Consider the following 24,360-nt stretch of genomic DNA (forward strand, 5'->3'; position numbering starts at 1 on the left):
CCGAGGGTGAAGGCGGCGGGATCATATCGCAACCGGACGACGAGGGGTGGACCCCGACGCGTGGGTCCGGCACGATACCGGCATGGGACGTGGAGCGCGGACGGGACGAGGCAACCGGGGCGGCGGGCGCGGCTGCGGCTGCTCGTTGATCCTGCTGGTGTTGCTGCTGGTGGGGCTGGTGGCGGCCGCCGAGTTCGGCACGCGGTGGTACCTGGCGGACCGGGCCGAACGGGAGGTGTCGGTCAGGATCGACGCGCCGGCGGACGTGTCCTTCGGCCGGGGACTGCTGCTGTGGGAGCTGATCAGCTCCCGATCCGCGGGGGAGGTCCACCTGACCTCGCCCGGCTCCGACACCGTGCCGCAGCTCGACGTGACGGCCCACTCGGTGACCCTCGTCGACGGCGCGCTGCACGCCGAGACCCTCGACGGCACCGCGGTGCTCGACGAGCAGCAGATGGTGGCGGCCGCGGCCCGGGGCGGTCCGGAGGGCTCGCCGATCGCGGGGCTGACGGAGGTGCGGTCGGTGCGACCGGACGCGGCGGCGGGTCTCCTGCGCGCGGACCTCGGCGGGATCGCCGAGATCGGGGTGGCGCCGGGCGTCACCGACGGGCGGCTCACGCTGCGGCCCGAGCAGACCGCGCTGCTGGGATTCCCGCTGCCGGACGGCCTGTTCTCCGGCATCACCACGGTGGTCGACTCGGCGGTCGCCGACCTGCCGCAGGGCGTCGTGATCGAGGGCACCCGGGTCGTGACCGAGGGGCTCGAGGTGAGCCTCGGCGGACGCGACGTGGTGCTGGAGACGAACTAGACGGTTCGCGGAACGCAGAGCTCGGTCGGCTCGTCGCGGCCCCGGACCACCTCGAAGCCCGTGGACTCCCAGCGGCGCGCCTCGGCGGGGTCGGAGGCGGAGACGGCGGCGCCGGAGGCCAGGACCAGCCCGTCGCGGTCCTTGGCCAGGTCGCACAGTCGCGAGGCCTCGTTGACCGCGTCGCCGATCACGGTGTACTCGAAGCGGTCGTCCGAGCCGACGTACCCGGCCACCACGTCGCCGTAGGAGGCACCGATTCCGGCCCGGCAGCCCGGGACCCGCTCGGGGAGCCGCTCGGCCAGCGTGCGGGCGCACGCCACCGTGGCCGTGGCCGGGTCCACCATCGATCTGGGCGCGCCGAACACCACGAGCGCGGCGTCGCCGAGGAAGCTGTCGACGACGCCGTCGTACTCCTCCACGGTCTCCACGACCACGGCGAAGAACCGGTTGAGCACGTCGACCACCGCGGCGGCCTCGGACCGGGTGGCCATCTCGGTCGAGCCGATGAGGTCCACGAACACCACCCCGACACGCGAGTCGCGCCCGCCCAGCTCGGGGTCGTGCAGCTCGGCGGCCTCGGCCACCTCGCGCCCGACGTGGCGGCCGAACAGGTCGCGCAGCCGCTCGCGCTCCTGCAGTCCGGCGGCCATCTGGTTGAATCCGCGCTGCAGTTCGCCGAGCTCGGTGCCGTCGTACACCACGACGCGCCGCGACAGGCGCCCCGCGGTGACGTCCTCCATCGCCCAGCGCACGCTGCGCAGCGGGCCGAGCATCGAGCCCGTCGACAGGGAGACCAGCAGGAATCCGGCCAGGAGGGAGGTGGCGGACAGGACGATGATGACGACGACGAGGCGTTCCAACGTGAGTGCCCGACCGGCCAGTGTGTAGATCGCCACGATGATCAGACCTGCGATCGGCACGCCGCTGCCCAGGGCCCACGCCACCCGGACCCGCGTCATGGCCCCGAGGAAGCGGGCCCGCGGCGCCGTTCCCGTGGACAACGCGACCGCGGCGACCGGGCGCAGGCCGAAGTCGGTGAACAGGAACGCCGCACCGCACACGACCATCCCGGAGAAGACGATGGTGAAGCCCACCACCGGGATCGCCGCCGGGTCGATCACGCCGAAGGCCGTGGTGATGAGCGCGGCGCCGAGGATCCACAGGAAACCCTGGATGAGCGTCACCCGTCCGGGCAGGCGCAGTGTCCGAGCCCGCTCGCGGTCGGTGGGGTCGCGGCCGTCGAGGAACCAGCGCACCCGGCGGAAGACCACGGCGCGCACCCACACCAGGCCGAGGATCGTCGCCAGCCCCACGTAGACGGGCACGATCACCGCGTTGGGCCACAGGAACCGCGAGGACAGCAGGTGGGGCCCGGGAAGCACGAACAAGATGAGCACCGCCGCGACCGCGATGCCGACCAGGTTGGAGCCGAGCAGCGTCAGTACCAGCAGGACCCGCACCCGGAGCGCGCGCAGACGGGCGGACTCGCGTTCGCGTCCGAGCAGCACCGAACCCAGCTCCGGGCGGCGCAGCAGGGACAGGTCGAGGCGCATGGTGACTCATCGTGCCACCGCGCGGCGTGCGAGGCGACGGTCTCGTGATGCTCTCCGTCACACATGTGGGAAGCGGGGGCCCGCGACGAGTAGGGTGTGGGCAGTCGGTCCGCACCACGCTTGCCTCGGACCGAGCGGCTGGTCGACCTCCCGTGGTCGCGCACCGGGCGCATCCGCCGATAAGGCGGTGCGACATCCGCGAGCGCGCCGGGCAAGACGCCCCCATCTATGTACGGAGCTTTCTCCTTGTCACGTTCTTTCGCCGATCTCGGCGTTCCTTCCCCCCTGCTCGACGTCCTCGGCGGCGCCGGCATCGTCACCCCCACGCCCATCCAGGACGCCACCCTCCCCGACGCACTCGCCGGGCGGGACGTGCTGGGCCGCGGCCGCACAGGCTCCGGCAAGACCTACGCGTTCTGCATCCCGCTGGTCGCCCGCCTGGCCGCCTCCGGCGGTAAGCGCAAGAAGGGCGCCCCGCGCGGGCTCATCCTCGCCCCCACCCGCGAGCTGGCCCGTCAGATCGACGAGACGCTCGCCCCGCTGGCCGCCGCGATGGGCATGCGCACCACCGTGATCTTCGGCGGCGTCTCGCAGGGCCGTCAGGTCGATGCGCTCAACCGCGGCGTGGACATCGTCGTGGCCTGCCCCGGCCGGCTCGAGGACCTCATGGGGCAGAAGCACTGCAGCCTGGCCTCGACCGAGGTCACCGTCCTCGACGAGGCCGACCACATGGCCGACCTCGGCTTCCTGCCGGGCGTCACCCGCATCCTGTCGGCCACCCCGAAGGGCGCCCAGCGGCTGCTGTTCTCCGCAACCCTCGACGAGGGCGTGAGCAAGCTCGTCGACCGGTTCCTGGTGGACCCGGTCGACCATTCCGTCGACGACGGCTCCGCCACCCCCGGGCCGACCTCCCACTACGTGCTGCGCGTGACCTCCGACGACCGCGTCCGCGCCCTGGCCGATCTGGCCGGCGCGCACGAGCGGACCGTCATGTTCACCCGCACCAAGCACGGCGCCCGGCGGCTGGCCAAGCAGCTCACCGGCCGCGGCGTCGCGAGCGTGGACCTGCACGGCAACCTCTCGCAGAACGCCCGCGTGCGAAACCTCGACGCCTTCTCCTCCGGTGAGGCGACCGTGCTCGTGGCCACCGACATCGCCGCGCGCGGCATCCACGTCGACGACGTGGGGCTGGTCGTGCACTCCGACCCGCCGGCCGAGCACAAGGCGTACGTCCACCGCTCGGGCCGCACCGCCCGCGCCGGCGCCGTGGGCACCGTCGTGACCGTGGCGACCCAGGACCAGGTCGGCGAGGTGCGCGGCCTGCTGCGCGCTGCCGGCGTGACCGCCGGGGAGATCGTCCTGCCCGAGGGCGACGACGCCGGCGCCGCGCTCGCCGACGCTCCCGAGCCGCCCCCGCACGTCCCGGGTGGCGCCGGTGGCGGCGACAGCGCGGCCGAGCCGCCGTCCCGCCGGAACCAGGCACGTCGCGGCCGCGGCCAGAGCCGGCAGCAGCAGAACCGCCAGCGTCAGCAGGGCGGGGAGCGCGGCCAGGGCCGCGAGCAGAATTCAGACGGGTCGGGCGGTACGGGTGGCCCTCGTCGTCGTCCTCGTCGCCCCCAGAACGGCGGCGGCCAGGGCTCGGGCCGTCAGGGTTCGGGCCGGCAGGGCTCCGGCGCGCAGCAGTCCGTCGGCCAGGCCTCGGGCCAGGGCCGGGGCGGCGCCGGCGGCGGTTCAGGCAGCGGACGTCGTCGCTCCACCCGCGCGGCGGGCTGATCAGAGAACGATTCGCCCCTCAGATCTCGATCCACTCCCGGATGCCCGGGTGCCGGTCGAAGTCTGAGGGGCGAATTTCGTTTATGCGGCGGCTATCTGTGCGGTGGCCGACCGTCAGCCGAAGATCGTGATGGACTGGCGGCTGATCGCGGCGAGCTCACCGCCGGGCAGCCAGAGCATGGCGTGCGTGTGCGCGTAGCCGTCGCGGGCCGAGTCGGTCGTGGCGCGGTAGGCGAAGTCAGTGGTGCCGGGGACGGACTGCGGGCCGATCTCCGCGATCAGCTCGAGGGTCCAGGTGAGGCTGCTGCCGGGCGCGAAGCCGTCGAGCATCTGCAGGGGCGCGGGCGGCCAGGCGTCGGCCAGTAGCACCAGATGCTCCTCGGCGAGGTGCTGCGGCTTCTCGCGCAGTCCGGTCCAGCCGGAGATCTCGTGGCTGTCCGAGCCGCTGAACGGCATCTGGCCGCCGACCTGGCGTAGCTCGACGAACTGGTAGAACTCGGGCGTGAGCTTCTCGATGTAGGGGAACGCCTCGATCGACGAGGGCTCGGGCAGCGCCGGTGCCCCGTGCGTCGGCGCGACCGACAGCGCCGACTCGCGGTGCTTGCCGAACGCCGCCAGCGCGGTGGCCACCACCTCACCGGACTGACGCAGCGTGGCCTGGCACTGGGTCACGTTCGAGCCGACGCGCAGGACCCCCGCCTCCAACTCGACCGGTCCGGGCGTGGCGGGGCCGACGAAGGACACGGTGATGGACCGCAGCGGCGGCACGGTGTCGGGCTTGCCGGTGGTGGCGGACAGCTCGGCGATCCGGCCCTTCATCGCCGCCAGCAGCAGCGCTCCGGTGAGACCTCCGAAGATGGCCCGGCCCTGGGTCCAACCGGACTCGACCTCGATCGTCCCGCCTTCAGCGGCGGCCTCCACCATGCTCGTCAGCGACATGCGGCCCAGTCTGCCAGTGCCGACTCAGCGCGCCGCTCGGGCCCGTCGTTTGCGCAGACCGGCGAGCGCCGTGGCCAGGCCCGGCATGGGCGGGGCCAGCGCGAACATCTTCTCGCTGCGGGTCTCCGGGGCGTCGTCGGAGGTGCGGCGCAGGTAGCGGTCCGGCAGGGACAGTCGCGCGATGGTCCGCCACGCCTGCAGATACTGTTTCCCCAGCGGGCCGGTCACGTATGGCAGGTCGTACCGCTCGCACAGGTCGCGGACCTTCAGTGAGATCTCCGAGTACCGGTTGGACGGCAGGTCGGGGAACATGTGGTGCTCGATCTGGAACGACAGGTTGCCCGACATGAGGTTCATGACCGGGCCGCCGTCGAGGTTGGCGCTGCCGAGCATCTGACGCAGGTACCACTCCGCCCGGGTCTCGGTCTCTACATCCGTCAAGGTGAATTTCTCGGCACCGTCCGGGAAGTGCCCGCAGAAGATCACCGCGTTGGTCCAGATGTTGCGGATGATGTTGGCGGTGACCGCCGCGGTGAGGGCCTGGCGGCCGCCCGGCCCGGCGAGGACGGGGAAGAGGATGTAGTCCTTGAGGATCTGCTTGCCGGCCTTGGCGAGGAACCGGCGGGCGCGGCGCCGCTCCTCCGGGGCTTCGGTCGAGCCGGGCAACGCGGCAGCCAGGCTCACCGCCTGCAGCCCGATGCCCCATTCGAATCCCGCCATGAGAAGGGTGTTGACCAGCACGTTTGCTGAGTACCGCGGCTTCCACGGCACGTCGCGGGTGACGCGCAGGACGCCGTATCCCACGTCGTCGTCCATCCCGATGATGTTGGTGAACTTGTGGTGCAGGTGGTTGTGGGTGTGCTTCCAGTCGGCCGCGTTGCCGACGAGGTCCCATTCCCACGTGGTGGAGTGGATCTCGGGGTCGTTCATCCAGTCCCACTGGCCGTGCATGATGTTGTGGCCGAGTTCCATGTTCTCGAGGATCTTGGCCACCGCCAGCACGCCGGTGCCGAGCGCCCACACGGTGCGGTTACGGGCCCCGAAGTACAGCAGCGCGCGCGAGGAGATCTCCAGACCGCGCTGCAACCGGATGATGCTGTGGACGTACCGGTAGTCGCGATCCCCACGAGATTCCAGGACCTCGGCGCGGATCGCGTCGAGCTCCCGTCCCAATTCCTCGATCTGTGCTTGATCGAGGTGGGCGTACTCACCTACTTCGGAGATCGCCATGACCCGAGCCTAAGCCTCCTCGGTGCCCGCGGCTACTGCTACGGCCTCCGGGTGGGGCCGTTCGTGACGACCCTCACGCGGGCGAGCCACTTCAGTCACTCCAGGCCCGCCGCAGCACCTCGAGCGAGCCGTGGGCACGCTCTGGCGACGAGCCGATCGGGGCGATCATCAGCTCGTCGGCGCCCGCACGGTGCGCGAACTCGGTGAGGTAGTCGCGCACCGTCGCGCCGTCGCCGCATGCGGTGTAGCTGATCATGTGGAGGATCTGCTGGCCGCCGGCCGACTCCATGACCATGTCGAGTTCCTCGTCGGTGAAGTTCCGACCCCGCCCGGCCATGAGCCTGACTCGCTGGCGGCGGTACCAGTGCAGCTCCTGCTCGGCACGCGCGGCGTCGTCGTCGGCCACGACATTGACCGCGGCGATCATGTACGGCTCGGACAGCTGCTCGCTGGGCTGGAACCGCTCGCGGTAGACGGCGGAGGCCTGCTCCAGGGCGTCCGGCGCGAAGTGCGAGGCGAAGGCGTACGGCAGCCCGTACGCCGCGGCGAGCTGCGCGCCGAACAGCGAAGATCCGAGGATATAGAGGGGCACCTTGGTGCCGCGGCCGGGCACCGCCACGATCCCCCGCGTGCGGGCCATGTCGCTGGGCGAGTCGCCGAGGAAGGCCTGCAGTTCGCGCACATCGTCGGGGAAGGTCTCGGCGGCGGACGGCTCCCGACGCAACGCGCGCAGGGTCTGTGGATCGGTGCCGGGCGCGCGGCCCAGGCCCAGGTCGATCCGGCCCGGGTGCAGTTCGGCGAGGGTGCCGAACTGCTCGGCGATCACGATCGGCGAGTGGTTGGGCAGCATCACGCCGCCGGAGCCCAGCCGGATGGTCGAGGTCCGCGCGGCGATGTGCGCCATGAGCACCGCCGGAGCGGAGGAGGCGATGGACGGCATGTTGTGGTGCTCGGAGTACCAGACCCGCTCGTAGCCGAGCTCCTCCGCCTTCTGCGCCAGCGCGACCGAGTCCTGCAGCCCCTCCCCGACGGTCTGGCCGGGGCGGACGGACGCGAAGTCGATGACGGACAGGGGCAGGGCGCGGAAGTCAGAGGCGGGCATACCCCGTGCAACCCGCCCCCTCGGCCGGCTATTCCGGGGAGCGGTGGTGCCGCACGGCACACTGGGGGCATGCCTGATGCAACCGAGCAGAGCCCCGCCGATCCCGCCGCCACGGTCGCCCGTCTGGTGACGCTGCTGCGGGAGTCGAGTCCGCTGGTGCACTGCCTGACCAACTCGGTGGTCCGCGAGATCACGGCCGACGTGCTGCTCGCGGCGGGTGCGGCTCCGGCCATGGTCGACCACCCGGCCGAGGCCGGCGACTTCGCGTCGATCGCCTCGGGCGTGCTCGTCAACGTCGGCAACCCGACGAGCGAGCAGATCAAGGGCATGCACGCGGCCATCGCGTCGGCGCGCGAGCACTCCACGCCGTGGGTGCTGGACCCGGTCGCGGTGGGCGGCCTGACGCTGCGCACGGGCCTGGCCACCGGCTGGCTCGACCACTCCCCCGCGGCCATCCGGGCCAACGCCTCGGAGATCGTGGCGCTGGCCGGGGCGGGCGCGGGCGGCCGCGGCGTGGATTCCACCGCCACCGTCTCCAGCGCGCTGCTGCCGGCGCTCGAGTTGTCCGCCCGCACGGGTGGCACGGTCGCGATCTCGGGCGACAGGGACCTCGTCATCACCCAGACCGACGGGCCCACCCGGGCGACCTGGATCGACTCCGGCCATCCGCTGCTGCAGAAGGTGATCGGCACGGGCTGCGCGCTGGGCGCGTTGACGGCCGGCTATCTCGCCGTTGCGCGCTCGGCGGGCGTCTCCGATCACGACGCCGTGGTGGCCGCCCACGCCCACATCGGCGCGGCGGGCACGGCGGCGGGCACCGTGGCGATGGGGCCGGGCTCGTTCGCGATGGCGTGGCTGGACGCGTTGTACTCGCTGGAGCCGGGGCAGATCGCCGAGCTCGCGGTGCTGACGATCGCCGATACCGAGTGAGCTCGCCGGCCGCGCGGCGCCGCACCGCCGAGGCGACCGACTGGCGCCTGTACCTGGTCACCGATCCGCATCTGGGCGGGGTGCGGGACGCGGTGCCGGGAATCGTGGCCGAGGCGGTGCGCGGCGGGGTGGGCGTGGTCCAGGTGCGAGATAAGGAGTGCGACGACGACGAGTTCGCCGCCCACGCTTCCGCCATCGCCGCGGCGGCGGATCGCGCCGCGTCCGAGGTGGGTCGCCGCGTGCCGGTGTTCGTCAACGATCGGCTCGAGGTCGCGCGCGAGCTGGGCCTGCACCTGCACATCGGTCAGCGGGACGAGCTGTTGGCGCGGGCCCGGGCGGCGCTGCCGGGCGAGCTGATGCTGGGACTGTCGATCGAATCGGACGTGCAGTTGGTCGAGGCGCTCGCCGATCCGGCCGTGGCCCCGGACGTGATCGGGGTGAGCCCGGTTTGGTCCACCGCCACCAAGACCGACACCGCCCCTGCGCTGGGGGTGCAGGGCGCGGACCGGATCGCGCGGGTGGCCGCCGACGCCGCGGTGCGGTCGGTGGGCATCGGCGGGGTGGGGCCGGCCAACGTCGCCGATCTCGCGACCACCGCGCTGGACGGGGTGTGCGTGGTCTCGGCCGTCATGGCCGCTCCGGACCCGCGCGCGGCCGCCGCGGATCTGCTCGCCCGCTGGGAGGCCGGCCGCGGAACCCGCTGACCTGCGGTGCCCTGAACGGGATGAGCAGGGCACCGCAGGTCAGGGCCCTGTCCGTCAGGCAGCCGGTCCTGGCGGTGAGCGGGACGCGCGAATCGCTGCCGCCCCACCGATGGCACCCGTAGGTTCGGCCCTATGCAGACACCGTCGCCGACAGACCTTCCCGACGAGCCGTTGCCGATCCTGTTCGGCGCGAACATCAACCCGCTGTGGACCGAGGGCGCCGATCCGGTGGGCCGGGCGCTGGACGCCGAGGACGCCGGGTTCGACTTCGTCACCATTCAGGATCACCCGTACCAGCAGCGGTTCCACGACACGTGGACGCTGCTGACGTTCATCGCGGCCCGGACCGAGCGCCTCACCGTGGTGCCGACCGTGACGTGCCTGCCGTTGCGGCCGCCGGCGATGCTGGCCAAAGCCGCGTCGAGTCTCGACAAGCTCACGGGCGGGCGCGTGCAGCTGGGGCTCGGTGCGGGCGCGTTCTGGACGGCGATCGCCGCGATGGGCGGGCCCGAGCGTTCGCCCCGGGAGGCGGCGGATGCGTTGACGGAGGCCGTCGACGTGATCCACGCGATGTGGTCCGGCCAGCGCTCGGTGAAGGTACCGGGTGAGTACTACCGCCTCGACGGCAGCAAGCCCGGCCCGCCCCCGGGTGGGAATCTCGGGATCTGGACGGGCGCCTACGGGCCGCGGATGCTGCGGCTGACCGGGGCGAAGGCCCGCGGCTGGATGCCCTCGCTGGGCTTCCTGCCGATGGACGAGCTTCCGGCGGCGGTGGCCCGCCTGGACGAGGCGGCACTGGAGGCCGGCCGGGATCCTTCGCGCATCCGGAAGGTGTACAACCTCAACGGCATGATCGGCGCCGAGTCCGGGACGCCGTTCGCAGGGTCTGCCGCGCAGTGGGCGGATCAGATCGCCGGGCTGGTGTCCGAGCAGGGCATGAACGGCTTCGCCTACTGGCCCGACGACGACCACGACCGTCAACTCGCGATCTTCGCCGACGAGGTGGTGCCGCGGATGCGGGAGTTGCTGCCGTCAGGCCGGCCCTGACCCGGATCCTCACTCCGTAAGTGGCCGTGGCCTTCCTTGTTCCCTTTTCGGATTCGAGCGAGTCCCGACCCGGCTCAGCGTACTTTCGAGGCCATGAGCCGTAAGCCACTCGAGATCACCCTGGTCGAGTTCCCCAGCACCTCCATGTCCGCCACCTCCGACTTCCTGGAGAAGGTGTGCGGGTGGACCCCCACCGTGTACGGGCCGTCGTACAGCAACCTGGTCGGCGGCGGGATCGACGTGGGGGTGCAGGGCGACGCCCACGAACAGTCCCCGGCGCCGCTCATGGTGATCCGGGTGAGCGACCTCGACGAGGCCCGCGAGCAGGTCGAGGCCGCCGGGGGCGTGGTGACGTTCGGCCCGTTCGATTTTCCCGGCGGCCGACGTTTTCACTTCCGCGAGCCCGGCGGGAATGAGATGGCGATGTGGGTGGCGGTGACGCGACCCGACCCGCCGACCGAGTAGGGCCCGCTCACCGCTGTTCACGTTCGACCGGCAACCACAGTTCGCACGTGGCGGTGCTGAAGTTGTCGGCATGCTCGAGCACGGTGAGGATCGACGGCCCGGGCCGCAGGCGCCACGGATTGGATGGGAACCACTCCGTGGCGGTGGCCGCCCACATCCGCTGCAGCGCGGCGGGGTGCTCGCCTGAGGAGCGAAATATCGCCCAGGTGCCCTCGGGCACGTCGATGGAGTCGAGGTCGGTGGGGATCGGGGTGTCGACGACGACGGCGACGCCGTGCAGATACGTGAGTTCGGCTCCTTCCGTGTAGTCGGGATCGACGTCGGTACTGACCTGCAGGATGCCGCCGGGTTCGGTGTCGGCGAGTTCTTTGAGTCGGGCGTGTTCTGCGGGCGGGATCGACTCGACGTGTGCGCGGATGTGCGGGTTCACGCCCTCGTGGATGAGTGGCACGCGGGTGGCGTGGCCGATCAGGCGGAGGGCGTGGTGGTCGATGACGCGGGCGTCCATGGGGATGCTCCCTTCAACGGTCAGGCGGAACCTGAGTACGGGTTGACTGCGAAGGGGGCCGCCGCCCCGGCGGACCGCACTGTGGCTGACGTCGTGGACGGCGCGGAATGCCCGGCCGAACGCCTCGGTCGAGCCGTAGCCGTAGCGGACCGCGATAGTGAGCAGATCCTCCTCGCCCATCACGTCCGCCGTTGCGACGGTCATCCGGCGTCGGCGCAGATACTCGGAGACGGGCATCCCCGCGAGGGACGAGAACATGCGGCGCAGGTGATAGTCAGTGGTCCCGGACGCGGTGGCGATCGCCTCCACGTCGAGTTCGCCGGCCAGGTTGTCCTCGATCTCGTCGACGAGGCGGTTGAGGATCTCGATCACGTGTGACTCCCTTCGCCGTCGACTCTGCTCGGAATCGGCTCGGGGCGCCCGACTTCTCCGGACCGGTTCAGTCGGCCGGACGGAACCCCTCCGGCAAGTCCACGCGGGTGAGCTTGTCCGGGTTGGCGTGGAACCAGACCCGCGTGACCCGGCCGTCCGTCGCACCGACCTGACCGATCCGCAGGACGCCCCGCGAGACCACGACCAGCGCCGTCTCCCCGTTGACGTCGACGGGCGCGATCATGCCGTCGGCGAGCTCGGCGGCCTTGACCAGGAAGTACGCGGTCTTGCGCGCGCCCACGATGTCGCGGCGGGCCGCATTGACCTTGCCGTCGCTGTCCGAGACCACACGGGCGTCAGCAGTGAGAGCGGCGATGGTCGCGTCGAGATCCCCCGACATGACGGCCTCGACCAGCTGGCCGATGAGTTCGTCCGAGGCCCGCTCGGGCGGGCGCAGGTCGGTGTCGAGACGGTGCCGGGCCCGGCTCACCCACTGGCGGACCGTCGGCACGGCGGCTTCGAGGATCTCCGCGATCTCGGAGTAGGGCAGCTCGTAGGCCTCCCGCAGGACGAACGCCGCCCGATCGGTGGGCCCTAACTGCTCGTAGGCCAACAGGACCGCGATCCGCAGATCGTCCCGGCGCTCGGCGGCGTCCTCGGGCAGCAGCGCGGTGTCGACTGGCTCGGGCAGCCACGCGCCCGTGTATGCCTCACGCTGACGACGGCGCAGCCGGTCCAGGCACAGTCGCGTGGTGACGGTGGTCAGCCAGGCCTCGGGATTGTCCGGGACCTCGCCGCTTGCCGATTCCACCGATCCCAGCGCGACCAGCCGGGCCAGGGCCTCGTCGGCGGCCTCCTCCGCGTCCGCCCACGTGCCGGTGAGGCGATAGCCGATCCCGAGCAGCCGGCCACGCACGCGCTCCAGCTCCGCCCGTTCGCGCAGCGCGGTCAGCTCGGGCGCACGGGATCGATGTCGCGCTCCTCGACGCCCTTCAGCGAGCGCGGGTCCAGCCTCGTGGCCACGGCGATCCGATTCCATGCGTTGATGGTGACGATCTCCATGAGCAGCTGTCCAGCCCCGGATTCCCCGCGATGTCGGACGACCTCGGCCCAGAGCTCGTCCGGAACGGATTCCTCGCCGTCGATGTGGGTGACGGCGTCAGCGAACCGTGCCACGACCCGCTGGTCCTCGGGCAGTTCGTCGGCGCGGGAGCTCGCGAGCTCGGCCGCGAGGATCCGCGAGTCATCCCAGCCGTCCTTGCGGGCGTCGCGGCGGTGCATGGCCGTGCAGTAGCGGCAACCGTTGACCGCCGAGACGCGGAGCCTGATGAGGTGACTGTCGGCTCGTGAGACACGAGCCCTCGTGTAGGCCTCCATCGCCACCATGGGCGCCATCGCACCCGCGCTGATCTTCTTGCGTCTTTGTGTACTCATATCCCTTCGACGCACGAGTGCCCCGAAACGTGACAGTCGCGCACCGGGGCGGGGGCTGTGGGCGCGACTACGCTGGGAATCCACCGCCCCGACCGAGGAGCTCCAGTCATGACCGAGCCCAGCAGCCCCGACCCCACCGGCCCGGAGCCGGTCCCCGCACCCGACCTACTGCTCTCCGACGCCGAGCGCCTGCACGCGCTGACGGCGCTCGGCGACCACTACGCGGCGGGCCGCCTGGACGACTCGGAGTTCCACGCCCGGTCGGGTGACGTGGCCGCGGCCCGCACCCTGCGCCAGCTCCGCGGGTCCTTCAGCGATCTGCCCGGCGGGATGCCGCTGACCTCGGTCGACGGCATGATCGTCCAGTCGGCCATCACCGCCGACGGGGTGGGCGCGGGCGGGGTGGTGGCGTCGTCGTCGGGCGCTTCTTCCAGTCAGGTTCCGGCGCACCGGGACGTCGACGCGGAGCTGGCGGAACTGCGCAAGCGCGGCAAGACCATCGAGGCGCTGGACGGCGTCGTGGTGGGCGTGACGCTGGTGTCGTTCCTCATCCTGCAGTTCGTGGTGGGCTGGAACTTCGCGTGGATCGTGTGGCCGTCGCTGGCGCTGACGCTCGGCATCCCGCGGCTGATCCTGCGCTACAACGACGACGACGAAGCCACCTACGAGAAGCTCAAGAAGGCCGACCAGAAGGCGCGCGAGGACCGGCTACGCGCGGCGAACGACCGGATCCGCGAGCTGGGCGACGGGCGCGAGGGCCGGGGCTGACATCCTCGTTCATGCCTCTGACCTGGGGTGCCCTGGAAGGGTCGAGCAGGGCACCGCAGGTCAGGTGTCCTCGAGCGCGACGCCCTTGCGCTCCGGCAGGGTGAAGGCCGCCAGGGCGGCGACGACGAAGGCCGCCGCGAACACGGCGAAAACCGTCACCGTGTCCCCCGCATCGAGCAGGAACGGCACGAGCAGAGGCGCGATGATGGAGGCGATCCGCCCGAATGCCGCGGCTGCGCCGGTGCCCGCGCCGCGGGTCGAGGTGGGGTAGAGCTCCGGGCCGATCGCGTACAGCGCTCCCCACGCGCCGAGGTTGAAGAACGAGAGCGCCATACCCGCGGCGATGATCGTGGCCGGGGAGTCGGCGAGTCCGAACAGACCGGCGGCCACGGCGGAGCCGGCGAGGAAGACCGCGAGCGTGATGCGTCGGCCCCACACCTCGATGAGCCAGGCCGCGACCGCGTAGCCGGGCAGCTGGGCCAGCGTGATGATGAGGGTGTACCCGAAGGATTTGACCAGGTCGAAGCCCTGGGCGACGAGCAGGCTGGGTAGCCAGATGAACGCACCGTAGTAGGAGAAGTTGATCCCGAACCACACGATCCACAGCGCTCCGGTCCGGCGGCGCAGGCGCGGGGACCAGATCGACTCGAGCGGCTCCTCGGCGACCGATCCCGATGCGCGTTCCCGGTCGGCCCCGGCGGCGGGCTCGAGACCGGCTGCCTCCTCGAACTCGCGGACCACGTCCTCGGCCTCGGCGTGACGGCCCTTCGACTCGAGGTAACGCACCGACTCGGGCAGCCCGAACCGCACGACCAGCGCGTAGGCGGCGGGGACGAGGCCGATGGCCAGGGCCCAGCGCCAACCGGCGTCGCTGGCCGGCACCACGAAGTAGCCGATCACGGCGGCCAGGATCCAGCCGACGGCCCAGAAGCCCTCGAGGATCACCACCACGCGGCCGCGGATCTTGCGGGGCGCGAACTCGCTGACCAGCGTGGACGCGACCGGCAGTTCGGCGCCCAGCCCGAGTCCCACGATGAAGCGCAGCACGATGAGCATCGCGATGCCGGTCGACAGCGCCGCGGCGCCGGTGGCGATGCCGTAGACCAGCAGTGTGGCGGCGAAGACCTGGCGGCGGCCGATCCTGTCGGCGAGCAGCCCGCCGAACGCCGCGCCCAGGGCCATGCCGACGAACCCGATGGAGCCGATCCACGACAGCTCGGTGGGCGTGAGCGACCAGTGGACGGCCAGCGCCGCCATGACGAAGGAGATGAGTCCGACGTCCATGGCGTCCAGGGCCCAGCCGAGGCCCGAGCCGAGCAGCAGCTTCCGATGCTTGCGGGTGAACGGCAGGCCGTCGAGCCGCTCCGTGCGAGTGGTCATGGTCGTGACGCTACTCCGCCTCTCGGACAGGTCGGTCGACCGTCCTGACCAGCCGAAGTCGCCGACAGATTCGTCCAGGCACCAGGCGCGACGATCGGCTTCACCGATGCGGGCGCGCGCCGCGGGCCGGTTCGATGTCCGACCCGTCTGCGATGCTGCGCCGCGTGGACCGGGTCGATGGGTTGAGAATGTTCCGGCGGTTGATTCCCCGCCGGTGGAAGCGCGTGGTCGGAATCGCCGTGCTCATTGGAATGGTGGCGCGTCCGGACCTCGCGGCGCAGGCGGCGTCGTGGGTCTGGGAAGAGCGCGCCCAGCGGATGGGCTCGATCATGACGGACACCTTCCGCCCGGAAGCCCCACCCGGCTTCTGAGCGGCACACTGGAGACGGCAGGGCCGGCGTCACGCTGGCCACCGGTAACCCGATAGGAGTCGCCATGTCCACCACACCCCTCGCCGACGATGTCCGCGAACTGCTCCTCAAGCCCAACCCGGCCGTGATGGCCACCGTCCGCAGGGACGGCTCGCCGGTCACCGTGCCCACCTGGTACCGGCTGGTGGGAGACCGGATTCTGCTCAACCTGGATAAGAGCCGCGTGCGGCTGCAGCACATCCAGCGGGACCCGCGGGTGGCGCTGTCGGTCATGGAGGCCGGCAACTGGACCACACACGTGAGCATCCAGGGCCGGGTGGTGGAGATCATCGACGACCCGAACCTGGAGGGGATCGACTCGCTCGCGCAGCACTACACCGGTCAGAACTACTTCAACCGGGAGGATCCGCGCGTGGACGTCCGGGTCGAGATCGACCGCGTGCACGTATGGGGCGATCTCGCCCGCTCCTGACCTCCGAGGGCGGTGTCAGGCCCGGTCGGCGACTCCGGAGTGCTCGGCGCAGTGCGCGCAGCAGTAGATGGTGCCGTCGACCTCCACACCGTGGCCCAGGATCCGGCAACTACAATGCGAGCAGGTCGGCGCCATCGCGTGGGCCGCGCACTCGAAACTGTCGAACGTTCCGGATCTGTCGCCCTGGGTGAGGGTGAAGGCCTTGTCGTAGTCGTTTCCGCAGGTATCGCACTTAGCCATGTCCGCCTCCTCGGCTCGTAGGTTCGGCGCTTGGCGCCAACGTAGGTGCGGCCTGTGCCCCTCACAACCGGTCGGGGGGACGTGGGGCGATCCCGATCCGGGACGACGACGAGCAGCCCTACCCTGTGAGGGCGCTCACTCGCCTGGGAGCCACCACGTCGGTGCCGAGTCCGGCGCCCTGAGATCTCCGGAGCCCCGCATGTCCGATCGTTATCCCCTCGCCGAGCTCGACGACCTGCCCGAGGATCTGCGCGAGCGCATCCTCGCCGAGCAGGAGAAGGCCGGGTTCATCCCGGAGGTGTTCCTGATGTTCGGCCGCCGCCCGGCGGAGTCGCGGGCCTTCTTCGCCTATCACGACGCACTGATGGAGCGTGAGGGCTCGAACATGTCCAAGGCGGACAAGGAGATGATCGTCGTGACCATCTCCGGGCAGAACAACTGCCAGTTCTGCGTGGTCGCGCACGGCGCCATCCTGCGGATCGTCAAGAAGGACCCGTACATCTCCGACCAGTTGGCCGTGAGCTACCACAAGGCGGATCTGACCCCGCGTGAGCGCGCGATCTGCGATTTCGCGACCAAGGTCAACCTGCGTTCGGACGAGTTGTGCGACGCCGACTACGACGCGCTCTACGAGCACGGCCTCGACTCGGAGGACGCCTGGGACATCGCCGCCATCACGGGCCTATTCGGTCTCAGCAACCGGCTCGCCAACGCCTCGGAGATGCGTCCGAACCCGGAGTTCTACGTCATGGGCCGTATCCCGCGGCAGAAGTGACCAAATGCTGACGGCCGGCGCGCGGCACAATCACGCGCGCCGTCCGTCTGCGAATGTACTACCGAATGTGTTCGGCGTCAGCCGTTCTCGGTGACGACACCGCACGCGATGCGGCTGCCGCCGTCGCCGGCCATGTGCGTATCTTCGTCCGGCCCGTCGGGCGCGTAGCGCTCAGGGATGTTGGCCAGGTTGTCCGACTTCTCGTGGATCATCACGGCCGATCCGTCGTCGTCGAGAAGCTGGTCGCGGTCCAGTCGGTCGGTGAACGTGACGATCTCACCGGTTCCGTCGTCGGCCACGTAGAGGGGCGGCAGATCGCCGGCGTGATTCGGGTGGACGGCCTCGTCGTCGTCTCCCTTCAGGTGACCCCCTGCGGACAGGAACGCTCCGCGCTCGCCGGGGTCACTGGGGTTCTCGCTGTCGGGTTCACACACACCGGTGGTATGGATGTGCAGGCCGTGGAAACCGGGCGGCAGGTCCATCGCCTTGGCGGTGACCATGGTGCCGCCGTCCACCTCGGCGAACTCGACAGTGCCGCGCGGTTCGCCCTCGGGAGTGACCAGGTCAGCGACGGCAAACCGCTCACCCTCGTCGGAGTCGGCGACCTCGGTGGAGGTGTCGCTCTGCGGCGTGACCTCGCCCTGGGCGGCCGGCGAATCCTCGCCGGTCCCGCAGGACGCCGCCAAAAGCGCGGCCGCGGAGAGTGCGACGAATGTAGAACTACGGCGGAAACGTCGTGCTGAGGTCGTGGTGCGTGGAGTCATCGAAGGGCCTCCTCGTCGGCGGTGCTACAGCGCCCCCGCGGCGCCGGTGGCGGCCACGGTACCGACCCTCAGCAGCGGTGCAACCGTGAACGCAGCGGAGTGGACGGAACCTCACCGGCGAAGCCGATTGTGGAGCTACCACAAAGTAAGGAAGCCTTACCTCAAACTGCCGGAGAGTCGTACGTTCGTCCGGCTGACAGTCGGACTCGCGTCCCACTAGATGGCCCCGGCGCGGTCCGCCCTCAGACGGAAATCTCTTGTGCCACGTGCTGTCTCACCTGCACAAGGTCTGTACACGCGTACACATCGCTCACGGAGTGATGTTCGTTACAGATAGTTTTCCAAAGGCTTGCACTTGCGTGACCGGCGCTGCATACTCTTCTCAGCGCCAACTCAGAAAGAGCGAGGCGCAACCCCTCCCCTCGAGCCGCCTCGGCTCATTCCCTCGCAAGAAAGGGTTCATCATGAACCAGCTCTACTTCGCCATGGCCACCATGCAGGCCTTCTTCGCCGACCGCTTCGAGGACCGCAAGGACCGCGGTGCTACGGCTGTTGAGTACGGCCTGATGGTCGGGTTGATTGCCGTCGTGATCATCGCCGCGGTGGTTCTCCTCGGAGAGAACTTGGACAAGCTGTTCGACAAGGTGAACGCCGAAATGGCGCCCAAGGTCACCGGCTAATATGGCTCCATAGCTTTCCCGGCGCGGAGCCGCACACGAATTCTGCGCCGGGTTAGCGAGCTCCTCCCCACGTCCCAGAATCCCCTCCCTCAAACCCCTCAGGCGCCGCAATGCTCACGCCCTCACGTGAGCGCGGGGCCACGGCCGTCGAGTTCGCGATTCTCCTGCCGGTTCTGTTGTTGCTCGTCCTGGGCATCATGGAATTCGGTAGGGCGTTTCACGTGCAGACGACGCTCTCCAATGCGGCGCGCGACGGCGTGCGTGTGATGGCACTGCAGGACAGTGCCACCGCCGCGCGCTCGACGGCCAAGGCCTCCGCTCATGGTCTCCCCCTCACCGACGCGATGATCAGCGTCACCCCCACCACCTGCATCTCCGATGCCGCCACTCCTGGCATGGCGTCGGTGACCATCAGTTATCCGTTCTCGCCGGTCTCGGGCTTCCTGCCCATCGACGACCTCACCCTCACCGGTAAGGGGACCATGCGATGCTTCGGTTAGACGACGATCGAGGCGCGGCCGCGGTCATCATCGCGATCCTGATGGTGCCGCTCCTGGGTTTCGCCGCAATCTCCATCGACATCGCAGCTATGCACGCCGAGAAGCAGCAACTCCAGGCCGGCGCCGACGCGGCGGCCCTCGCGATTGCCCAGGACTGTGCACGGGACACGTGTGGTTCGCCCCGGACCACGGCGCAGACCTTCGCGACCGCGAACAGCAACTCCGGCAACGCTGTTGCCACTCTGGCGAGGGTCCCGACGGCAGCCACCGGCCGCGTGACCGTCGAGAATTCAGCGGTGCGGCAGCACTGGTTCGCCCCGGTCCTGGGAATCGACGAGTCCGAGATCAACGTGCGCGCCAGCGCGAGCTGGGGCGCTCCGACCGGTGGCACCGCTGTGCTACCGCTGACCATCTCGCTCTGCCACCTCTACCACTCGGATATCGGCGGCGCACCGTCCTGGACGGTCGAGCGGGTGATCAAGCCCGCCGACAACGTCAAGGGCTGTGACATGGGTGCCGAGAGCATCCCGGGCGGATTCGGCTGGCTGGAAACCGATCCAGGCCAGACCTGCTACGTCACCACCCGCATCGGCGAACGGGCCGGCAGCGAGCCCGGTAACACGCCCAAACGCTGCGACCTCACCGCGATCCGCGGTAAATCGGTGCTCCTCCCGCTGTACGTCGACCGGGGTGGCAATGGCCGCAATGCCTGGTACGAGGTGTACGGCTACGCCGCGTTCACCGTGACCGGCTACTACTTCTCCGGCCAGAGTTGGAATCCGCCATGTCGGGGAAGCGACCGCTGCATCAGCGGCTACTTCACCCAGATCCACCACACCGAACCCGACTTCGACTACGGCCCCGGCGCACCCAACCTGGGCGCGGCAGCCGTCTTCCTACTACCCGATTAGCGAGCAATCCCATGAGTCGTCGCCTCATCGCAGGCCTGGCCGCCGGGCTGGTGGCCCTCCTCGGCGCCATCCTTCTCATCACGTACGTCAACGCGGCGGATGAGCGGGCGATGGCCAACCTCGATCCGGTGGAAGTCCTGGTCGCCTCAGCCCCCATCGTTCAGGGCACCCCAGCCGAGGATCTGGCCACGCTGGTCGTGGTGAATGAGATCCCGTCCGCCGCAGTCGGTCCGGCCCCGGTACGGTCACTGGCCGAGCTGGAAGGGCTGGTCGCGGCTACTGACATCCAGCCCGGCGAGCAGCTCCTCGCGGGCCGTTTCGCCAGTCCCCTGGACATGCAGAAATTCGGTGGCATCCCCGTCCCCCCAGGTCTGCATCAGGTCACAGTTCCTTTGGACTCGGCGCGAGTCGTCGGGGGAACAATCACCCCGGGAGATCTCGTCGGTGTTTTCGCATCTTTCAACTTCGAGACCCCTGTGACTCACCTCGTGCTGGACAAGATCCTGGTCACCCGCGTTCAGGGCGGGCTTAACCCGTCGGCTGCTGGCTCCCCGAGCCCAAAGGGAACTGACGACGAGGCCAGCACGTCAGCGAGCGACGACCCCTCCGCCGCTCCCGTCCACGACGGGGGTGCCATGGTGACCCTCGCGGTCCCTGCCCGAGCCGCCGAGACCATCGTCTTCGGAGCTGAGCACGGAACCATTTGGCTCTCCATCGTCGATCCTGAAGCGCCCGCTGACGGAATCCGCATCGTCGACCCAGGGAACGTGTACGAATGAACCGCCTCCTCCTCATCTCCGACTCCCCGGACCTCGGCGGCCACGTCGCCGACGCGATCCAGTCGCAGATCGCGCTGATCAGCGGCCCCGAGGTCCCGGCCGGGCCCTCGCAGCTGTTCCAGCAGCTGGGCCCCGGCGCGCCCATCCCCCTGGTGGTCGTGATCGACACCGCCGGCCGCGAGGACGAGGCGCTCGGACTCTCGGCCCGCCTGTCGACGGAGTGCCCCGGGATGGCCGTGGTCCTGTTCAGCGAGCAGCCCGACGCCTTTGCCCTGTCCGCTCTGCGGGCCGGCGCCTGCGACGTGGTGCACCCCCACACCCCGCTCGAAGAGCTCGGCCGGGTACTCCAGCGCGCCGCGCAGGTCGCCCAGTCCTCCGCTTCTGCCCAGCCGGTCCCCGGCGACCCCGCGATCAGCGGGCACGCCGACGCCCGCGGGCGGGTCATCAGCGTCCTGTCCCCCAAGGGCGGCGTGGGCAAGACGACCGTGGCCACCAACCTCGCCGTGGGTCTGGCCCGCTCGGCGCCCCTGTCGACGGTCCTGGTGGACCTGGACGTGCAGTTCGGCGACGTGGCCAGCGCCCTCAACATGCACCCCGACCACACCCTCCTCGACGTGACCCGCGGCCCGGCCGCGCGGGACTCGATGGTCCTCAAGACCTTCCTCACCCAGCACGAGACCGGCCTCTACGCGGTGTGCGGCCCGACCAACCCCGCCGACGCCGACGCCATCACCCCCGCCGACGTAGCCCGCCTGCTCGAGACCTTGGCCGCCGAGTTCCGCTACGTCGTGGTGGACACCGCCCCCGGCCTGGGCGAGCACGCCCTCGCCGCACTGGACCACACCAACGACCTCGTGATCATGACCAGCCTCGACGTGCCCGGCGTACGCGGACTCCGCAAGGAACTCGATATCCTGCGCGACCTCGGTCTGGGCTTCGATCGCCGCCATGTGGTGATCAACTTCGCCGACACCCACAGCGGTCTGACCAAGTCAGACGTAGAGGCCACCATCAACGCCGGCGTCGACCTGGTCCTGCCCCGCAGCCGCCCCACCGCCGCCTCGGTCAACCAGGGCGTGCCCCTGCTGCAGAGCGACGTCCGCGACCCGATGACCAAGAAACTTCGCACACTCGTCGAGCGCTTCGCCCCCGCGCCCGCCGGCGCACCGGGCACGCCCGCCGCCCACAGCACCGTCGCACCGGGCGGCGCCACCACGAACACCGGCCGCACCCGCCGCTTCGCCCTCCCGGGCCTGAAGTCCGGCCGCGACCAGAACCAGAGCACCGAGGGCGGCCGCCACCGCTTCCTCCGTAAGAGAGTCGAACGATGAGCCTCACCGAGCGCCTGCGCGCCGCCCGCGGCGAACACCCCGGCGACGTCGTCGTCGACACCACTGCGCCGACCACCGCCGTGGCGCCGGACGTCGCGACCACCGTTCCCACCGCGGCGTCCGTGCCGACCACCGCAATGATGACCACGACGACGACGCCGTCGACCGCCGCCCCCACACCGGCACCATCGCAGTCGCCGGAGGGCACAGATCCCGCCGCCACCGACGCGCTGGCCACGCTCAAGGAGAACGCCGCCCACGCCCTGTTCGAGCGGATCGGCGCCCGCTTGAACAACCCCGCGCTCACCGAGGAGCAGCTGCACACCATGGTGCGCAGCGAGCTCAACAAGGTGGTCGAGGAACAGACCGTGCCGCTGACCAGTGACCAGCGGAAGCGCCTCATGATCGACGTCCAGGCCGACGTGCTGGGCCACGGACCGCTCGAGAAGCTGCTCGAGGACCCGGACGTCACCGAGATCATGGTCAACGGGCCCGACATGATCTACGTCGAGCGCGCCGGCCAGATCACCCGTAGCCGCGAACGCTTCACCTCCGAGGAGCACCTGCGGCAGGTCATCGAGCGGATCGTCTCCCGCATCGGCCGCCGCATCGACGAGTCCTCGCCGCTCGTGGACGCGCGCCTGGCCGACGGCTCCCGCGTCAACGCCGTGATCCCGCCGCTCGCCGTCAACGGCTCCTCGCTGACCATCCGAAAGTTCTCGCGTGACCCGTTCCAGGTCCACGACCTCATCGGGTTCGGCACGCTGACGCCCGAGATGGCCGAACTGCTGCAGGCCTGTGTGCAGGCGCGGCTGAACATCATCGTCTCCGGCGGCACGGGTACCGGTAAGACCACGCTGCTCAACGTGCTGTCCTCGTTCATCCCCGAGGGCGAGCGGATCGTCACCATCGAGGACGCGGTCGAGCTGCAGCTGCAGCAGGACCACGTGGTGCGGCTCGAATCCCGCCCGGCGAACATCGAGGGCAAGGGCGAGATCAGCATCCGCGACCTCGTCCGCAACTCCCTGCGTATGCGGCCCGACCGCATCGTGGTGGGCGAGGTCCGCGGCGGCGAGACCCTCGACATGCTCCAAGCCATGAACACCGGCCACGACGGCTCGCTGTCCACCGTGCACGCCAACTCCCCGCGCGACGCCATCGCCCGACTCGAGACTCTCGTGCTCATGGCCGGGATGGACCTGCCGCTGCGGGCGATCCGCGAGCAGATCGCCTCCGCCGTGGACGTGATCATCCAGCTCACCCGTCTGCGCGACGGCACCCGCCGCGTCACCGCCGTCACCGAGGTCCAGGGCATGGAGGGTCAGACCGTCACGCTGCAGGACGCCTTCCTGTTCGACTACTCCGCCGGTATCGGACCCGACGGCAGGTTCCTCGGAAAGCCCCTGGCCACCGGTGTGCGGCCCCGCTTCACCGACCGGTTCAACGAGCTCGGCATCACCCTCTCGCCGCGCGTGTTCGGGGCCACCACCGACAACCCGGGAGGCATCCGGTGAACACCGCGCTGACCGCCGGCGGGATCGGCGTGCTCGCCCTGACCCTGGCGCTGCTGGTGGGCACCTATCTCGTGCTCTCCCCCGCGCCCGGCAACATCCCCCGCGACCGGCGCAGGCCCGGTGTCTCCGCCGGCCCGGGAGCCCTCTCCCGGGTCGCGACAGCAGCCACCGAGGCGATCGACAAGATCCTGAGCAAGCGTGGGGCCCCCGGAGCCGGCGCGCTCGAACAAGCGGGTGTCCGCATGCGGCTCCAGGACTTTGTCTTTCTCGTCGTCGTCGCCGCCCTCGTCGCCTTCGCGGCAGGCCTCGTCGCCTCGGGCCCGCTCTTCGGCATCTTCCTCGTGATCCTCACGCCGATCGGCGCGGTCGGGCTGCTCAAGATCCTCGCCGCGCGGCGGCGTGCCGCCTTCGCAGACCAGCTCGACGACTCGCTGCAACTCATGGCCTCCAGCCTGCGCGCCGGGCACAGCCTCCTTCAGGCGCTCGCCTCCGTCGCCCGAGAGGCCGAGGAACCCACCTCCGAGGAGTTCGCGCGCATCATCAACGAGACCCGCGTCGGCCGCGACCTCGGCCCCGCGCTGGAAGAGACCGCGAACCGGATGGGCAGCCAGGACTTCGTGTGGGTCACCCAGGCCATCGCCATCAACCGCGAGGTCGGCGGCAACCTGGCCGAGGTGCTCGACGGCGTCGGCCAGACCATCCGCGAGCGCAACCAGATCCGGCGCCAGGTCAAGGCACTGGCCGCCGAGGGCAAGCTCTCCGCCTACGTGCTCATGGCGCTGCCGTTCGGCATCGGCGGGTTCCTGTTCATCTCCAACCCGTCGTACATCGGCACCCTCACCGAGAGCCCGCTCGGGTGGGGGATGATCGGCGCCGGTGTGGTGATGCTGATCGTCGGCGGCTTCTGGCTGTCCAAGGTGGTCAGCATCAAGTTCTAGCGGTGCCGGGCGTCCCCTTCGCCCCGCATTTCGACCGTCATTCCCCCGTCCCTCGCACAGTCCCCTCCCGCC

At 70.3% G+C, this 24,360-nt stretch carries 27 protein-coding genes; 17 read left to right on the top strand and 10 right to left on the bottom strand.

Annotation, left to right across the window (positions count from 1 at the left end; genetic code table 11):
- Positions 1 to 82 precede the first annotated feature (82 nt).
- Positions 83 to 808, top strand: coding sequence for a DUF2993 domain-containing protein (locus ACWIFB_RS02495; protein ID WP_454057176.1), 726 nt, complete (start codon positions 83 to 85; stop codon positions 806 to 808).
- On the opposite strand, the gene ACWIFB_RS02500 is transcribed toward ACWIFB_RS02495, so the two are convergent.
- A complete protein-coding gene (locus ACWIFB_RS02500; RefSeq protein ID WP_454057177.1) occupies positions 805 to 2,361 on the bottom strand; it encodes an adenylate/guanylate cyclase domain-containing protein in 1,557 nt (518 codons plus the stop codon). The genes ACWIFB_RS02495 and ACWIFB_RS02500 overlap by 4 nt on opposite strands.
- A 228-nt stretch (positions 2,362 to 2,589) precedes the next feature.
- On the opposite strand from ACWIFB_RS02500, the gene ACWIFB_RS02505 reads away from it, so the two are divergent.
- Positions 2,590 to 4,134, top strand: a complete 1,545-nt coding sequence (locus ACWIFB_RS02505) for a DEAD/DEAH box helicase (RefSeq protein ID WP_454057178.1) — start codon at positions 2,590 to 2,592, stop codon at positions 4,132 to 4,134.
- 114 nt (positions 4,135 to 4,248) lie between these two features.
- Here the strand turns inward: ACWIFB_RS02505 and ACWIFB_RS02510 are convergent, their stop codons facing one another.
- From ACWIFB_RS02510 to ACWIFB_RS02520, 3 genes are all read right to left on the bottom strand, one after another.
- Entirely contained in the window at positions 4,249 to 5,073 is an 825-nt protein-coding gene (locus ACWIFB_RS02510) for an acyl-CoA thioesterase (RefSeq protein ID WP_454057179.1), read from the bottom strand.
- Between the two features lie 24 nt (positions 5,074 to 5,097).
- Positions 5,098 to 6,303, bottom strand: coding sequence for a fatty acid desaturase family protein (locus ACWIFB_RS02515; protein WP_454057180.1), 1,206 nt, complete (start codon positions 6,301 to 6,303; stop codon positions 5,098 to 5,100).
- Positions 6,304 to 6,394: 91 nt separating this feature from the next.
- Positions 6,395 to 7,405: an LLM class flavin-dependent oxidoreductase gene (locus ACWIFB_RS02520; RefSeq protein WP_454057181.1), complete on the bottom strand. Its 1,011-nt coding sequence runs from the start codon at positions 7,403 to 7,405 to the stop codon at positions 6,395 to 6,397.
- A gap of 69 nt (positions 7,406 to 7,474) precedes the next feature.
- Between ACWIFB_RS02520 and thiM the strand changes: the two genes are divergently transcribed.
- The 4 genes from thiM to ACWIFB_RS02540 all read left to right on the top strand — a co-directional run bounded on the left by thiM (position 7,475) and on the right by ACWIFB_RS02540 (position 10,551).
- Complete coding sequence (gene thiM, locus ACWIFB_RS02525) at positions 7,475 to 8,335, top strand: hydroxyethylthiazole kinase (protein ID WP_454057182.1); 861 nt, start codon at positions 7,475 to 7,477, stop codon at positions 8,333 to 8,335.
- Positions 8,332 to 9,039 carry a thiamine phosphate synthase gene (gene thiE / locus ACWIFB_RS02530; RefSeq protein ID WP_454057183.1) on the top strand — a complete coding sequence of 236 codons (708 nt, stop codon included), beginning with the start codon at positions 8,332 to 8,334 and terminating at the stop codon, positions 9,037 to 9,039. The genes thiM and thiE overlap by 4 nt, the downstream gene beginning before the upstream one ends.
- Positions 9,040 to 9,171: 132 nt before the next feature.
- Entirely contained in the window at positions 9,172 to 10,086 is a 915-nt protein-coding gene (locus ACWIFB_RS02535) for an LLM class flavin-dependent oxidoreductase (RefSeq protein ID WP_454057184.1), read from the top strand.
- 93 nt (positions 10,087 to 10,179) lie between these two features.
- The gene (locus tag ACWIFB_RS02540; RefSeq protein ID WP_230929200.1) at positions 10,180 to 10,551 is read left to right on the top strand and encodes a VOC family protein; all 372 of its coding nucleotides are present in this window, start codon (positions 10,180 to 10,182) and stop codon (positions 10,549 to 10,551) included.
- A gap of 7 nt (positions 10,552 to 10,558) precedes the next feature.
- Here ACWIFB_RS02540 and ACWIFB_RS02545 read toward each other — a convergent pair whose 3' ends face one another.
- From ACWIFB_RS02545 to ACWIFB_RS02555, 3 genes are all read right to left on the bottom strand, one after another.
- Positions 10,559 to 11,431: an AraC family transcriptional regulator gene (locus ACWIFB_RS02545; RefSeq protein ID WP_454057185.1), complete on the bottom strand. Its 873-nt coding sequence runs from the start codon at positions 11,429 to 11,431 to the stop codon at positions 10,559 to 10,561.
- Between the two features lie 67 nt (positions 11,432 to 11,498).
- On the bottom strand, positions 11,499 to 12,347 hold the full coding sequence (locus tag ACWIFB_RS02550; RefSeq protein WP_454057186.1) for a sigma-70 family RNA polymerase sigma factor: 849 nt from the start codon (positions 12,345 to 12,347) through the stop codon (positions 11,499 to 11,501).
- 32 nt (positions 12,348 to 12,379) lie between these two features.
- On the bottom strand, positions 12,380 to 12,865 hold the full coding sequence (locus tag ACWIFB_RS02555) for a carboxymuconolactone decarboxylase family protein (RefSeq protein ID WP_454057187.1): 486 nt from the start codon (positions 12,863 to 12,865) through the stop codon (positions 12,380 to 12,382).
- A 108-nt stretch (positions 12,866 to 12,973) separates the two neighbouring features.
- Between ACWIFB_RS02555 and ACWIFB_RS02560 the strand changes: the two genes are divergently transcribed.
- Positions 12,974 to 13,633, top strand: a complete 660-nt coding sequence (locus ACWIFB_RS02560; protein ID WP_454057188.1) for a DUF1707 SHOCT-like domain-containing protein — start codon at positions 12,974 to 12,976, stop codon at positions 13,631 to 13,633.
- A 60-nt stretch (positions 13,634 to 13,693) separates the two neighbouring features.
- Here the strand turns inward: ACWIFB_RS02560 and ACWIFB_RS02565 are convergent, their stop codons facing one another.
- Complete coding sequence (locus ACWIFB_RS02565) at positions 13,694 to 15,013, bottom strand: MFS transporter (protein WP_454057189.1); 1,320 nt, start codon at positions 15,011 to 15,013, stop codon at positions 13,694 to 13,696.
- Positions 15,014 to 15,147: 134 nt separating this feature from the next.
- Between ACWIFB_RS02565 and ACWIFB_RS02570 the strand changes: the two genes are divergently transcribed.
- Both ACWIFB_RS02570 and ACWIFB_RS02575 read left to right on the top strand, forming a co-directional pair.
- Positions 15,148 to 15,384: a hypothetical protein gene (locus tag ACWIFB_RS02570; RefSeq protein ID WP_452098000.1), complete on the top strand. Its 237-nt coding sequence runs from the start codon at positions 15,148 to 15,150 to the stop codon at positions 15,382 to 15,384.
- A gap of 64 nt (positions 15,385 to 15,448) precedes the next feature.
- Complete coding sequence (locus ACWIFB_RS02575) at positions 15,449 to 15,856, top strand: PPOX class F420-dependent oxidoreductase (RefSeq protein WP_454057190.1); 408 nt, start codon at positions 15,449 to 15,451, stop codon at positions 15,854 to 15,856.
- Positions 15,857 to 15,871: 15 nt separating this feature from the next.
- Here ACWIFB_RS02575 and ACWIFB_RS02580 read toward each other — a convergent pair whose 3' ends face one another.
- Complete coding sequence (locus tag ACWIFB_RS02580; RefSeq protein ID WP_295651682.1) at positions 15,872 to 16,096, bottom strand: hypothetical protein; 225 nt, start codon at positions 16,094 to 16,096, stop codon at positions 15,872 to 15,874.
- 199 nt (positions 16,097 to 16,295) lie between these two features.
- On the opposite strand from ACWIFB_RS02580, the gene ACWIFB_RS02585 reads away from it, so the two are divergent.
- The gene (locus ACWIFB_RS02585; RefSeq protein WP_344996707.1) at positions 16,296 to 16,871 is read left to right on the top strand and encodes a peroxidase-related enzyme; all 576 of its coding nucleotides are present in this window, start codon (positions 16,296 to 16,298) and stop codon (positions 16,869 to 16,871) included.
- Between the two features lie 77 nt (positions 16,872 to 16,948).
- Here the strand turns inward: ACWIFB_RS02585 and ACWIFB_RS02590 are convergent, their stop codons facing one another.
- Positions 16,949 to 17,635 (bottom strand): superoxide dismutase family protein, encoded by a 687-nt coding sequence (locus ACWIFB_RS02590; RefSeq protein ID WP_454057191.1) that lies wholly within the window; start codon positions 17,633 to 17,635, stop codon positions 16,949 to 16,951.
- A gap of 464 nt (positions 17,636 to 18,099) precedes the next feature.
- On the opposite strand from ACWIFB_RS02590, the gene ACWIFB_RS02595 reads away from it, so the two are divergent.
- From ACWIFB_RS02595 to ACWIFB_RS02625, 7 genes are all read left to right on the top strand, one after another.
- The gene (locus ACWIFB_RS02595) at positions 18,100 to 18,315 is read left to right on the top strand and encodes a Flp family type IVb pilin (protein ID WP_454057192.1); all 216 of its coding nucleotides are present in this window, start codon (positions 18,100 to 18,102) and stop codon (positions 18,313 to 18,315) included.
- A 110-nt stretch (positions 18,316 to 18,425) separates the two neighbouring features.
- Entirely contained in the window at positions 18,426 to 18,815 is a 390-nt protein-coding gene (locus tag ACWIFB_RS02600; protein ID WP_454057193.1) for a TadE/TadG family type IV pilus assembly protein, read from the top strand.
- The gene (locus ACWIFB_RS02605) at positions 18,803 to 19,726 is read left to right on the top strand and encodes a pilus assembly protein TadG-related protein (protein ID WP_454057194.1); all 924 of its coding nucleotides are present in this window, start codon (positions 18,803 to 18,805) and stop codon (positions 19,724 to 19,726) included. Before ACWIFB_RS02600 ends, ACWIFB_RS02605 begins: the two co-directional genes overlap by 13 nt.
- A gap of 11 nt (positions 19,727 to 19,737) precedes the next feature.
- The gene (gene cpaB / locus ACWIFB_RS02610) at positions 19,738 to 20,505 is read left to right on the top strand and encodes a Flp pilus assembly protein CpaB (protein WP_454057195.1); all 768 of its coding nucleotides are present in this window, start codon (positions 19,738 to 19,740) and stop codon (positions 20,503 to 20,505) included.
- Positions 20,502 to 21,836 carry an AAA family ATPase gene (locus ACWIFB_RS02615; RefSeq protein ID WP_454057196.1) on the top strand — a complete coding sequence of 445 codons (1,335 nt, stop codon included), beginning with the start codon at positions 20,502 to 20,504 and terminating at the stop codon, positions 21,834 to 21,836. The genes cpaB and ACWIFB_RS02615 overlap by 4 nt, the downstream gene beginning before the upstream one ends.
- On the top strand, positions 21,833 to 23,350 hold the full coding sequence (locus tag ACWIFB_RS02620; RefSeq protein ID WP_454057197.1) for a CpaF family protein: 1,518 nt from the start codon (positions 21,833 to 21,835) through the stop codon (positions 23,348 to 23,350). The genes ACWIFB_RS02615 and ACWIFB_RS02620 overlap by 4 nt, the downstream gene beginning before the upstream one ends.
- Positions 23,347 to 24,288, top strand: a complete 942-nt coding sequence (locus ACWIFB_RS02625) for a type II secretion system F family protein (protein WP_454057198.1) — start codon at positions 23,347 to 23,349, stop codon at positions 24,286 to 24,288. The genes ACWIFB_RS02620 and ACWIFB_RS02625 overlap by 4 nt, the downstream gene beginning before the upstream one ends.
- The last annotated feature ends 72 nt before the right edge of the window (positions 24,289 to 24,360 follow it).

It is taken from the genome of Dietzia sp. NPDC055340 (assembly GCF_053645335.1).

What these genes read in the sequence shown, in the direction of transcription:
- ACWIFB_RS02565 (WP_454057189.1), bottom strand. Translation starts at nt 15,013, where the DNA reads ATGACCACTCGCACGGAGCGGCTCGACGGCCTGCCGTTCACCCGCAAG.
- ACWIFB_RS02560 (WP_454057188.1), top strand. Translation starts at nt 12,974, where the DNA reads ATGACCGAGCCCAGCAGCCCCGACCCCACCGGCCCGGAGCCGGTCCCC.
- ACWIFB_RS02595 (WP_454057192.1), top strand. Translation starts at nt 18,100, where the DNA reads ATGAACCAGCTCTACTTCGCCATGGCCACCATGCAGGCCTTCTTCGCC.
- ACWIFB_RS02620 (WP_454057197.1), top strand. Translation starts at nt 21,833, where the DNA reads ATGAGCCTCACCGAGCGCCTGCGCGCCGCCCGCGGCGAACACCCCGGC.
- ACWIFB_RS02555 (WP_454057187.1), bottom strand. Translation starts at nt 12,865, where the DNA reads ATGAGTACACAAAGACGCAAGAAGATCAGCGCGGGTGCGATGGCGCCC.
- ACWIFB_RS02580 (WP_295651682.1), bottom strand. Translation starts at nt 16,096, where the DNA reads ATGGCTAAGTGCGATACCTGCGGAAACGACTACGACAAGGCCTTCACC.
- ACWIFB_RS02615 (WP_454057196.1), top strand. Translation starts at nt 20,502, where the DNA reads ATGAACCGCCTCCTCCTCATCTCCGACTCCCCGGACCTCGGCGGCCAC.
- cpaB (WP_454057195.1), top strand. Translation starts at nt 19,738, where the DNA reads ATGAGTCGTCGCCTCATCGCAGGCCTGGCCGCCGGGCTGGTGGCCCTC.
- thiM (WP_454057182.1), top strand. Translation starts at nt 7,475, where the DNA reads ATGCCTGATGCAACCGAGCAGAGCCCCGCCGATCCCGCCGCCACGGTC.
- ACWIFB_RS02600 (WP_454057193.1), top strand. Translation starts at nt 18,426, where the DNA reads ATGCTCACGCCCTCACGTGAGCGCGGGGCCACGGCCGTCGAGTTCGCG.
- ACWIFB_RS02510 (WP_454057179.1), bottom strand. Translation starts at nt 5,073, where the DNA reads ATGTCGCTGACGAGCATGGTGGAGGCCGCCGCTGAAGGCGGGACGATC.
- ACWIFB_RS02505 (WP_454057178.1), top strand. Translation starts at nt 2,590, where the DNA reads ATGTACGGAGCTTTCTCCTTGTCACGTTCTTTCGCCGATCTCGGCGTT.
- ACWIFB_RS02590 (WP_454057191.1), bottom strand. Translation starts at nt 17,635, where the DNA reads ATGACTCCACGCACCACGACCTCAGCACGACGTTTCCGCCGTAGTTCT.
- ACWIFB_RS02495 (WP_454057176.1), top strand. Translation starts at nt 83, where the DNA reads ATGGGACGTGGAGCGCGGACGGGACGAGGCAACCGGGGCGGCGGGCGC.
- ACWIFB_RS02520 (WP_454057181.1), bottom strand. Translation starts at nt 7,405, where the DNA reads ATGCCCGCCTCTGACTTCCGCGCCCTGCCCCTGTCCGTCATCGACTTC.
- ACWIFB_RS02540 (WP_230929200.1), top strand. Translation starts at nt 10,180, where the DNA reads ATGAGCCGTAAGCCACTCGAGATCACCCTGGTCGAGTTCCCCAGCACC.
- ACWIFB_RS02570 (WP_452098000.1), top strand. Translation starts at nt 15,148, where the DNA reads ATGTCCGACCCGTCTGCGATGCTGCGCCGCGTGGACCGGGTCGATGGG.
- ACWIFB_RS02585 (WP_344996707.1), top strand. Translation starts at nt 16,296, where the DNA reads ATGTCCGATCGTTATCCCCTCGCCGAGCTCGACGACCTGCCCGAGGAT.
- ACWIFB_RS02515 (WP_454057180.1), bottom strand. Translation starts at nt 6,303, where the DNA reads ATGGCGATCTCCGAAGTAGGTGAGTACGCCCACCTCGATCAAGCACAG.
- ACWIFB_RS02500 (WP_454057177.1), bottom strand. Translation starts at nt 2,361, where the DNA reads ATGCGCCTCGACCTGTCCCTGCTGCGCCGCCCGGAGCTGGGTTCGGTG.
- ACWIFB_RS02575 (WP_454057190.1), top strand. Translation starts at nt 15,449, where the DNA reads ATGTCCACCACACCCCTCGCCGACGATGTCCGCGAACTGCTCCTCAAG.
- ACWIFB_RS02535 (WP_454057184.1), top strand. Translation starts at nt 9,172, where the DNA reads ATGCAGACACCGTCGCCGACAGACCTTCCCGACGAGCCGTTGCCGATC.
- ACWIFB_RS02605 (WP_454057194.1), top strand. Translation starts at nt 18,803, where the DNA reads ATGCTTCGGTTAGACGACGATCGAGGCGCGGCCGCGGTCATCATCGCG.